The sequence below is a fragment of the Mucilaginibacter sp. CSA2-8R genome, from assembly GCF_038806765.1.
Classification (GTDB): domain Bacteria; phylum Bacteroidota; class Bacteroidia; order Sphingobacteriales; family Sphingobacteriaceae; genus Mucilaginibacter.
This window is the reverse complement of the sequence record NZ_CP152389.1, coordinates 4,474,639-4,484,618: the sequence shown is the minus strand read 5'-3', so window position 1 is coordinate 4,484,618 and position 9,980 is coordinate 4,474,639. Positions and strand designations below refer to the sequence as shown.

Here is a 9,980-nt window from a genome sequence, read left to right as displayed (position 1 = left end):
CTTTGTCGATACAAGCAGTAGCAACGCGGGGTAACTGATTAAATTTAGCTATGACAAGGAAAGAATTTTTAGACTCCATCGGTGTAAACGCGGCTGCGTTAGCTATCGTTAGCTGCGAGGCTTGCAAAAAAGATTCGGGTAGCAGTTCGGGCGGTACATCCGGCCCATCAAACGTCGATTTTACGCTCGACCTTACGGCATCGGCCAACTCGGCGTTGCAATCAAACGGCGGTTATATGGTAAGCAATGGCGTTATTGTGGCGCGTACCACGGCCGGGGCATACATTGCGGTACAAAGCTCTTGCACACACGAAAGTTATACACTCATTTACCAGGGCAGCAACAGCCGCTTTTATTGTACCAATCATGGCGCATCTTTTTCAAATTCGGGCTCGGTTTTAAACGGTCCGGCATCAAAGTCACTCAAAGTATATAATACTACACTTACAGGTTCATCGTTAAGGGTTTACTCTTAAATAACACAACATGAAATTATTATTGCTCAGCTTATTTTTGCTGACAGGCGTTGCTTGGTCGGGTAACTTCAACGAGGCCCAGCAGCAGGCCCGTCAAAGCCATAAAATGATACTGGTTAACTTTTCGGGGTCTGACTGGTGTGGGCCATGCATCCGCTTGCGTAAAGAAATTCTGGAAACCACAGAGTTTGATAATTATGCGCAAGACCATCTGGTGCTGGTGCGTGCCGACTTTCCGAGGCAAAAAAAGAACCAGTTAGCTAAAGATCAAACCAAAAGAAATGAAGCCCTGGCCGACAAGTATAACGCCGAAGGCAAGTTTCCGTTCACACTGCTGTTAGACGAAAACGGCAAGGTGCTGAAAAGCTGGGATGGTTATCCTAATGTAAAAACCGCTCAATTTGTATCGCAAATTAAGGCGTTTGAGCATGGCAAGTGATAAGATTGCTATGGGCAGTGTAGCTGCCATTAAACGCGGACTGCGCTTAATGGGTAACCATTTTGAAATTACCGTGGTAAGTGATGATGAAGCCTGGTCGCAAAGCCGTATTGATGAAGCCGTTGCCGAAATACAACGCATTGAAGCACTGCTCACGACATTTAAAGACGACAGCCAAACCAACCAGGTTAATCAAAGTGCTGGTATTGCTCCGGTAAAGGTAGACCTTGAAGTATTTGAGCTCATTGAGCGGTCTATAAGAATATCGCACATTACGCAGGGGGCTTTCGATATCACTTATGGCTCCATAGACAAAAGCCTTTGGAACTTTGATACCAGCATGAAGCAACTGCCGGATGCCGAGGTAGCAAGGGCATCTGTAAGGTTAATTAACTATCAGAACGTTATCTTGGACCGGCCTAACCAAACGGTATTTTTAAAGGAGCCGGGTATGCGTATCGGTTTCGGTGGTATTGGCAAGGGGTACGCCGCCGACCAGGCCAAGCTGCTGCTGCAAAAAGCCGGTGTAAAAAGCGGTATAGTAAACGCAGCCGGCGATTTGGTTACCTGGGGCACGCAGCCTCATGGCAAACCCTGGACAGTTGCCATTGCCGACCCGAACCGCCAGGTGCCTTATTTTTCAAAACTGAACATCAGTAATACGGCGATTGCCACATCGGGTAATTATGAAAAGTTTGCCGTTATAGACGGTAAGCGATATTCGCACACGATTGACCCTAAAACCGGCTTGCCCGTAACAGGCATAAAAAGCGTAAGTATTATTTGCCCAAGCGCCGAACTGGCCGATGCATTGGCCACACCCGTTACAGTAATGGGGGTAAAGGTAGGGCTTGGTTTGATTAATCAGCTTAAAGGCGTAGCGTGCCTGGTAATAGATGACCAGGACCGTTTATACACATCAAAAAATATAAATCTGCATCATTAAAAAATGAAAAAAGCATATCAAAACTATGCATTACTGGCATTGGCTGTAGTAGGTTGCAGTTTATTGGCCTCGTGCGTATCGGTAAAGCCTTACCAGAAAAACAAGCTCAATGATTCTGAAATGGAATTACGTGCCCGTACCGCACAAAAGTTTGAGCAAAGCTTTCAGCTTTACCGCGAAGGTGCATCGGGTGCCAACGGCGGGAAAAGCGGTGGTGGTTGCGGTTGTAACTAATAGCAGGCCGGGCAATGAAAAAAATATATTTAAACGTAGCCTTTTTTTATATGGGCATCCTGGCGTCACATGCCCAGGTAGCACCGTCTGTACCCGCTACTGCAGATACCACCAGCACGGCATATCATTCCAGAAAACTCACTTTGGATGAGGTAAACCTGGTTTCGGCTTACTATCATCAAAATGGTAACCACTCTGCAGTAACAGGCGGTGTTGGTACCGAGTTATTAACCGACTTTGCCAACACGCTTGATGTGCAGTTATCCAACTATAACAAGCGTGGTCGTCGCAATACTTATCTTTTTGAAATAGGGGTCGATCATTATTCGTCTGCATCTTCAGATAAAATAGATCCGTCAACTATATCCTCAGCGTCTAAGTCTGACAACCGTATTTATCCATCACTTAACTGGACACAAACTAACGAGCAGACTGGTAATGCCTACGGTTTCACTGCGTCATATTCTCACGAATATGATTACCAGTCGTTTGGTGCTGCGTTTAACCTTACCCGGTTGTCTAAAAATAAGAATACGCAGTTTGATATGCGTTTGCAAGCCTTTTTAGATACCTGGAAAGTGATATTACCTATTGAACTACGGGCGGCCGCCTACGGTAACATTGCTGATTTGAAACACGGACCTGAAGAGTCGGCACCCCGCAACTCCTTTAGTGCGGCATTTTCGGTATCGCAGGTAATAAGTACGCGTTTCCAGGCTTTGCTGGCTATAGAGCCATCTTATCAGCATGGCTTGCTTTCTACCCGTTACCAGCGCGATTATTTTACCGATGGTTCTTTACGTGCAGAAACCCTGCCGGGCCAACGGTATAAGTTACCCATAGCAGCCCGTTTTAACTATTTTTTGGATGACCGTTACATCATCCGTACTTATTACCGCTATTATATGGATAACTGGGGAATAAGGGCGCATACAGCCGAGGTGGAGGTGCCCATCAAGCTGACCTCTTTTGTGTCGGTGAGCCCGTTTTACCGGTACAATACGCAACAAGGTACCCGCTACTTTGCGCCATACGGTCAGCACAATCCCAACGCGGCCTATTATACCAGTGATTATGATTTGGCCGATTTGCACAGCAGCTTTTTCGGCGCCGGTTTCCGCATCACGCCGCCTAAAGGCGTTTTTGGCTGGCAGCACCTGAGTATGCTGGAGCTGCGGTATGGACACTACGTTCGTTCAACCGATTTAAGCTCAAATATCGTAACGATGAATTTGAAGTTCAAATAAAAGAATCAGAAAAAAATATCTTTAACGCCTGTTTGCTGTAGAAGTAAACAGGCGTTTTGCTGAAAATTTAAATCGATGTTTTTACTCGACTATTTTTCCTTGTTCATCTAAAGTTTGAATTACCGGCTGATTTTTGTCATTAATAAAAATCTTAATGCGAGGGCGGCCTTTACTATCTGCCAAAAATAATCCAACTTCTCCCGATTTGCTTTTGCCCAAAAACATGCGTTGGGCAAGATGACCGGCTGTCTTGTACTTATTTAATCCGGCGTTATAAGCTGAGGTATCTTTTAAGCTTTTTAGCGAGTCAAAATATTGAATTTGCTTTTGAAAAGGCAGGTCGTCACGGTCATTCAGCGTAAAGCCATAGCTTTTATACTTTTGACCGGGCATGTTGTTCTGGTCGTAGCTCCAAACCATAATCTGGTCGTTTTTGTACTGGTCCATGGTCATAAACATGGCCGCCTCTTGTTTGTCTCCGTTATAGCCCAAACCACCGCATTCGTCGCCTTCATCGTTAAAAAATATAAGTCCGGCTGGCCGGTCGCGTTTCGGGAAATCACGGTTATCCATTCGTCCGGGATGCTGCCGGGCGCGGTTACTCAGCACCATACGGAGCTTACCATTCTTTTCAACAATATTGATGCGTTCCACCGTTAATTCTTTGATATTATTGTTGCGGGTTTTTAGCATAAAAATAATCAGGCTAATCACTACCAGAGTTATTGCTGCCGCGTACCATTTAAGTAGGCTGATTTGTTTTGCTAAATCTTCAACTTTTATTTGTTTCATGTGCTGCCTTTTATCAATCAATATCGCCATTATTTAGCTTAATTACTCAGGATGATGAAATGGGCAGGCATAAAAAAATCCCGGTAACGTAGTGGCTACCGGGATTACTATAAATCTGTTTATTACAAAACGTTAATCTTAAAACTCAGCATTTTTAGGGAACCTCGGGAACGGAATCACATCGCGGATGTTACCCATGCCGGTTACAAACAGCACCAAACGCTCAAAACCCAAACCGAAGCCGCTATGCGGACAAGCACCAAAACGGCGGGTGTCCAGGTACCACCATAATTCGTCTTTCGGGATGCCTATTTCGTCCATGCGTTGCTCCAGTTTGTCCAACCGTTCTTCGCGTTGCGAGCCACCTACAATCTCGCCGATACCCGGGAAGAGGATGTCCATGGCGCGTACGGTTTTACCGTCGTCGTTCTGACGCATATAAAACGATTTGATTTCCTTAGGGTAATCCGTCAGGATTACCGGCTTTTTAAAATGCTTTTCAACCAGGTAACGCTCGTGTTCTGATTGTAAGTCGGCACCCCAACCATCAATCAGGTACTGGAATTTTTTCTTTTTATTAGGCGTCGAGTCCTTTAAGATATCAATAGCCTGGGTGTAAGTAAGGCGCTCAAAGCTGTTATCTAAACAAAACTGCAGTTTGTCAAGCAAAGTCATGTCCGAGCGTTCTTGCTGCGGTTTGCCTTTCTCTTCTTCCTGTAAACGCTGGCTCAAAAACTCAATATCTTCGCGGTTATGCTCTAACGCATATTTAATAACGTATTTCAACAAGCCCTCGGCCAGGTCCATGTTATCGTCCAGGTCGTAAAAAGCCATTTCGGGCTCAATCATCCAAAACTCGGCTAAGTGGCGGGTGGTGTTCGAGTTTTCGGCACGGAAGGTGGGGCCAAACGTATAAATATCACTTAAAGCCATAGCGCCCAGTTCGCCCTCTAACTGGCCAGATACGGTTAAGTTAGTGGCTCTGCCAAAAAAGTCTTGTTTGTAGTCAATTTCGCCTGTTTCCGTTTTAGGCGGGTTTGATAAATCAAGGTTGGTTACTTTAAAAGCTTCGCCGGCACCTTCGGCATCCGATGCGGTAATCACCGGAGTATGCAGGTATACAAAGCCTCTATCCTGAAAAAACTGGTGTACCGCAAATGACAGGCTGTTACGCACCCGGAAAATGGCACCGAAGGTATTGGTGCGGAAACGCAGGTGAGCAATTTCGCGCAAAAACTCCAGGCTATGCTTTTTGGGCTGCAACGGGTATTTCTCAGGGTCGCTATCGCCCAAAATTTCAATCTCGGTGGCTTTTACCTCAACGGTTTGGCCTTTACCCAACGAGGCAATCAGCTTACCGGTAGCGCTAATGGCTGCACCGGTGGTAATGCGTTTAAGCAAAGCCTCGTCGGTGTTCTGAAAATCAACCACCACCTGCAGGTTGCTATTGGTTGAGCCATCATTTAAAGCAATAAACTGATTATTACGAAAGGTGCGTACCCATCCTTTAACATTTACTTCCTGCTCGGCTGGTGCGGTTTGCAACAGTGCTTTAATTTTGATGTGCTTACTCATTGTTCACAATATGTTTGAAGCGCCAAAAATACAATTATTTACCTTTCACCCAATCTAATTCATGAATATGCAATGGTCTGCCAATAATAAATAATACGACTAAAGATGGTTGCGAAGCATGGTAATGCACCGGTTATTTGCTGCCGGCATCGTATATTTAACTAAAAAATTACCGCGCACAATTAATGGTTGGCCACGAACTACAAAAAGTATTTAATAAATATGAGGACACGTTTATTGATAAACCAGAATTTACCATAGGGTTTATTAAAGAACACGACGAATTGTTGGTTGCTGCCGGCGAATTAAGTAAGGATGATTTGAGCAAACTGATGGCTATTTTAAGCCGGTACATCACAGCACTGGTAGACAAGCAAAAGTTTAAAACGGCATACGATGATGCCTTATTTATCCTCCCCGACATCGACAAAAATTTCACTGCCCTTCAGTTGGATAATAATAGCAGCAGTTGGTATAAGGCGATGAAATTCCAGCTGGGTAGAGCTGCTTATGAGTTAAAGCATTATCAACTGGCTTTAAGGCAGTTTAACTATTTACTCAAAGATTCGCCTGATGACCAGGTACTGAACAGGTGGCGGTTTTATGCACAGGCTCATCGCAATAAATTATATTATAATATTGCGCTTGGTATGGCGATTATATTGGTTATTGGTGATATAACTCTGCGGCATTACCTGCCAGCCTGATTAAGAATGACTTTCAATACCCTGGTCATCGTTTTATTAGCATATACCTGGGTATTGAGATATAATCACCGGCGAGCCAAAAAGCGCTATATGGTTTAACTGGTACCTACACCTGCGGTTAATTAGTTATATCTTTGCAGTTGCATGATTACTAAAGCCACCATCGACCGTATAATGGAAGCCACCGACATTGTGGAGGTGATTGGCGAGTTTGTGCAGTTAAAAAAACGCGGTGCCAATTACATCGGTTTGTCGCCGTTTGCCAACGAAAATACGCCTTCGTTTACAGTATCTCCGGCTAAAGGTATTTTCAAGGATTTTTCTACCGGTAAAGGTGGATCAGCCGTTACTTTTTTAATGGAGCACGAGAAGTTCAGCTACCCTGAGGCGCTGAAGTTTTTGGCCAAAAAGTATGGCATCGAGGTAGAAGAGTTACAGGACAAACCCGAAAACTCAGTGGCCGAAAACCACCGCGAGAGTTTGATGGTGGTTACCCAGTTTGCTTCCAAGTTTTTCCAGGAAGCGATGTGGGATACCGGCGAAGGCAAGAGTATTGGCTTGAGCTATTTTAAAGAGCGTGGCTTTACTACCGAAACCATCAAAAAGTTTGAGCTGGGCTACTCGCCCGACCATTGGGAGGCCTTTACCTCGGCGGCCATCAACAAAGGTTACCAGCCACAGTACATGGAAGAAAGCGGCTTGTCGGTAAAACGCGATAATGGTACGCTGTATGACCGTTACCGTGGGCGCGTAATGTTTCCGATACATGGGTTTACCGGCCGGGTGATTGCCTTTGGTGGGCGTACACTTAAAACGGATAAGAAAGTACCCAAATACGTTAACTCGCCCGAGTCCGAAATCTACCACAAGTCGAATGTGCTTTATGGTTTGTTTTTTGCTAAAAAGGGTATTCGCGACGAGGATAACTGTTACCTGGTAGAAGGTTATGCCGACGTGCTTTCGGTGCATCAGGCCGGTATCGAAAACGTGGTGGCCTCATCGGGTACCTCGTTAACGGTAGAGCAGATACGCCTCATTGGACGCTTTACTAAAAACATTACCATTTTGTATGATGGCGATGCGGCAGGGATTAAGGCCTCGTTGCGCGGTTTGGATCTGATACTGGAAGAAGGGCTTAACGTAAAAGTAGTGCTTTTTCCGGACGGGCACGATCCCGACTCGTATGTAAGGTTGGTAGGCAGCAGTGCCTTTAAAACATACATCGACCAAAACAAAAAAGACTTCATTCTCTATAAAACTGGCATCCTGCTCAAAGAAGCCGGTAACGACCCAATACAACGGGCTAACGTCATTCGCGAAATTGTAGAAAGCATTGCGCGTATTCCGGACTCTATCAAGGCTTCGGTGTTTATACGTGAGTGCAGCCAGCAGTTACAGATTGACGAGCGCATACTGCTTACCGAGCTGAACAAAATGCGGCTGGCCAAAAATAAAAAAGACCAGCCTCGTCAGCCTTATGAAGAACTCCCCCCGCCAGACGAACCTCATTTTTTTGATGAGCCGGTTGTCTCCCCCGAAAAAACAGTAGAAAGCAGCCCCACTCAGGAGCGCGAAATTATACGCCTGTTATTGGTTTACGGTAACCAGATAATTAATTGGGACAATATTGCCAATACCTACATCGGTCCGTTTATTATTGCCGAATTAAGCGATGTGGAGTTTGACCAGGCGGCCTGTAAAAACTTTTTTGAAATTTACAAACAGCAACTGGAAAACGGCGTACTGCCCGACGAGCAGTTCTTTATCCACCACCCGGACAAGCAGATAGTTGACCTAACGGTGGATATGCTTTCGACCAAGTATACCCTGAGCGAAAACTGGTATAACATGCACAAGATTTTTGTGCACGAAGAGCAGATGAACATGAAAGCCGTAATATTGGGCGCTATCTTTCACCTTAAAAAGCAAAAGGTGGGCAAAATACTGGAGCAGCTACGGTTAGATTTGAAGAATGCTGAAAATCCTACCGATCAGGATATCATCATGACGCAGTACATGCAGATGAAAAAAATTGAAAAACATATTGTAGATTATCTCGGTTCGGTTATCATCAAATAATGGCTGTTCATAATGATTTAGGTCGGCGCGGAGAAGCTTTAGCTAAAGCGCATCTTGAGGCGGCCGGTTATGAGATACTGGATGAAAACTGGACTTTTGGAAAAGCTGAGGTTGATTTAATTGCTTATAAAGACCGCGTGATTATATTTACCGAAGTAAAAACCCGTACGGGCAACGGCTTTGGCCAACCTGAGGATTTTGTTGACGAGAAAAAGCAAAAGTTATTAGCTACTGCTGCCGACGAGTATATTTATTTGATGAACCACCAAGGCGAAATACGTTTTGACATTATAGCCATACAGTTTGCCCGGCAAGGTACTTACGTACTTAACCATATTGAAGACGCTTTTTGGCCACAAGGCTGACCAAAATAATTAGTAAATGAAATACAAACATCTCTTATATCTAACTGCAGGGCTGATAACTGTATACAGCTGTAACACCAAGAATCAGTCCGTCAACATTAATATCAGCCCGGATGCAGGTACCAACTACAAGCAGGGCGAAAAGGTAGAAGTAAAGCTTGATTTGCCTGCCGATTACAAAGCCGACTCGGTAGTATACCTACTCGACTCGGAACGGATAGACACCAAAAAAGACGGAGCGCCTTTAAGTTTGGCTACTGATGCCTATACATTGGGCACAAAATTGATTACTGCTAAAGTTTATAGCGGTGGGCAGGTGCAGGAGGCAAGCACCAATATTAATATCCTGGCAGCTAAAACGCCGGCGTTGATGAGTTTTCAAGTCGAGAAAGTTTTCCCGCATGATACATCGTCGTTTACTGAAGGGTTAGAATATCACGATGGTATATTGTACGAAAGCGACGGTGGTTACTGCAAAGACGGGCAAAAGTCGAGCCTGCGTAAGGTAGATATTGCTACTGGTAAGGTAATCCAAAAGGCCGATAACGATTGTAATACCTTTGCCGAGGGTATCACCGTGATTGATAACAAAGTTATTCAGCTTACCTACCATGAGCGGGTGGGGTATGTGTACGATAAAAATACCCTGAAACTGCTATCGAAATTTAACTATATGCAGGGTGAAGAAGGCTGGGGCTTAACTAATGATGGTAAATACCTGTACACCACTACCACCGGCACCAACCAGATATTTGTGATGGACAAAGATAACTATCGCACCGTGCGCGAAATTGACGTATACGACGATAAAGGCCCGGTTAATAACCTGAACGAACTGGAGTACATCGACGGTATGCTGTATGCCAATATTTGGGAAATGGACGACATTGTAGTGATTGACCCGAAAACCGGAGCCGTAGTGCAGCGGATTGACTTGAGCACCCTGTATCCTAAAGCACAACGCCAAAAAGACGGTGCCGATGTGCTGAATGGTATTGCTTGGGATGCTGCCGGCAAACGCCTGTTTGTAACCGGCAAAGACTGGTCAAAGCTATATCAAATTAAGATTGTGAAACCGAAAGCTTAACGGCTTCTTTTTTGTAAAAATGCCTGGCTCCAT

The 9,980-nt window shown here is 44.8% G+C and carries 11 protein-coding genes; 9 read left to right on the top strand and 2 right to left on the bottom strand.

Annotated elements, in window-relative coordinates; all coding sequences use genetic code 11:
* Positions 1 to 50: 50 nt before the first annotated feature.
* The 5 genes from AAGR14_RS19125 to AAGR14_RS19105 are packed head-to-tail and all read left to right on the top strand — an operon-like array spanning position 51 to position 3,342.
* Positions 51 to 476, top strand: coding sequence for a Rieske 2Fe-2S domain-containing protein (locus tag AAGR14_RS19125; protein ID WP_342645844.1), 426 nt, complete (start codon positions 51 to 53; stop codon positions 474 to 476).
* A 10-nt stretch (positions 477 to 486) separates the two neighbouring features.
* Entirely contained in the window at positions 487 to 915 is a 429-nt protein-coding gene (locus tag AAGR14_RS19120) for a thioredoxin family protein (protein ID WP_342645843.1), read from the top strand.
* Positions 905 to 1,861 (top strand): FAD:protein FMN transferase, encoded by a 957-nt coding sequence (locus tag AAGR14_RS19115; RefSeq protein WP_342645842.1) that lies wholly within the window; start codon positions 905 to 907, stop codon positions 1,859 to 1,861. Before AAGR14_RS19120 ends, AAGR14_RS19115 begins: the two co-directional genes overlap by 11 nt.
* 3 nt (positions 1,862 to 1,864) lie before the next feature.
* Positions 1,865 to 2,095, top strand: coding sequence for a DUF4266 domain-containing protein (locus tag AAGR14_RS19110; RefSeq protein WP_342645841.1), 231 nt, complete (start codon positions 1,865 to 1,867; stop codon positions 2,093 to 2,095).
* A 14-nt stretch (positions 2,096 to 2,109) separates the two neighbouring features.
* Positions 2,110 to 3,342 carry a DUF3570 domain-containing protein gene (locus AAGR14_RS19105; protein ID WP_342645840.1) on the top strand — a complete coding sequence of 411 codons (1,233 nt, stop codon included), beginning with the start codon at positions 2,110 to 2,112 and terminating at the stop codon, positions 3,340 to 3,342.
* Between the two features lie 81 nt (positions 3,343 to 3,423).
* Here AAGR14_RS19105 and AAGR14_RS19100 read toward each other — a convergent pair whose 3' ends face one another.
* Positions 3,424 to 4,134, bottom strand: coding sequence for a hypothetical protein (locus tag AAGR14_RS19100; protein WP_342645839.1), 711 nt, complete (start codon positions 4,132 to 4,134; stop codon positions 3,424 to 3,426).
* Between the two features lie 138 nt (positions 4,135 to 4,272).
* Complete coding sequence (asnS, locus tag AAGR14_RS19095; protein ID WP_342645838.1) at positions 4,273 to 5,709, bottom strand: asparagine--tRNA ligase; 1,437 nt, start codon at positions 5,707 to 5,709, stop codon at positions 4,273 to 4,275.
* Between the two features lie 185 nt (positions 5,710 to 5,894).
* Here asnS and AAGR14_RS19090 point away from each other — a divergent pair, with 185 nt between their 5' ends.
* From AAGR14_RS19090 to AAGR14_RS19075, 4 genes are all read left to right on the top strand, one after another.
* Positions 5,895 to 6,416: a hypothetical protein gene (locus tag AAGR14_RS19090; RefSeq protein WP_342645837.1), complete on the top strand. Its 522-nt coding sequence runs from the start codon at positions 5,895 to 5,897 to the stop codon at positions 6,414 to 6,416.
* Positions 6,417 to 6,560: 144 nt separating this feature from the next.
* Positions 6,561 to 8,495 (top strand): DNA primase, encoded by a 1,935-nt coding sequence (gene dnaG, locus AAGR14_RS19085; RefSeq protein ID WP_342645836.1) that lies wholly within the window; start codon positions 6,561 to 6,563, stop codon positions 8,493 to 8,495.
* Positions 8,495 to 8,860 carry a YraN family protein gene (locus AAGR14_RS19080; RefSeq protein WP_342645835.1) on the top strand — a complete coding sequence of 122 codons (366 nt, stop codon included), beginning with the start codon at positions 8,495 to 8,497 and terminating at the stop codon, positions 8,858 to 8,860. Before dnaG ends, AAGR14_RS19080 begins: the two co-directional genes overlap by 1 nt.
* A 16-nt stretch (positions 8,861 to 8,876) precedes the next feature.
* The gene (locus tag AAGR14_RS19075) at positions 8,877 to 9,947 is read left to right on the top strand and encodes a glutaminyl-peptide cyclotransferase (RefSeq protein WP_342645834.1); all 1,071 of its coding nucleotides are present in this window, start codon (positions 8,877 to 8,879) and stop codon (positions 9,945 to 9,947) included.
* The last annotated feature ends 33 nt before the right edge of the window (positions 9,948 to 9,980 follow it).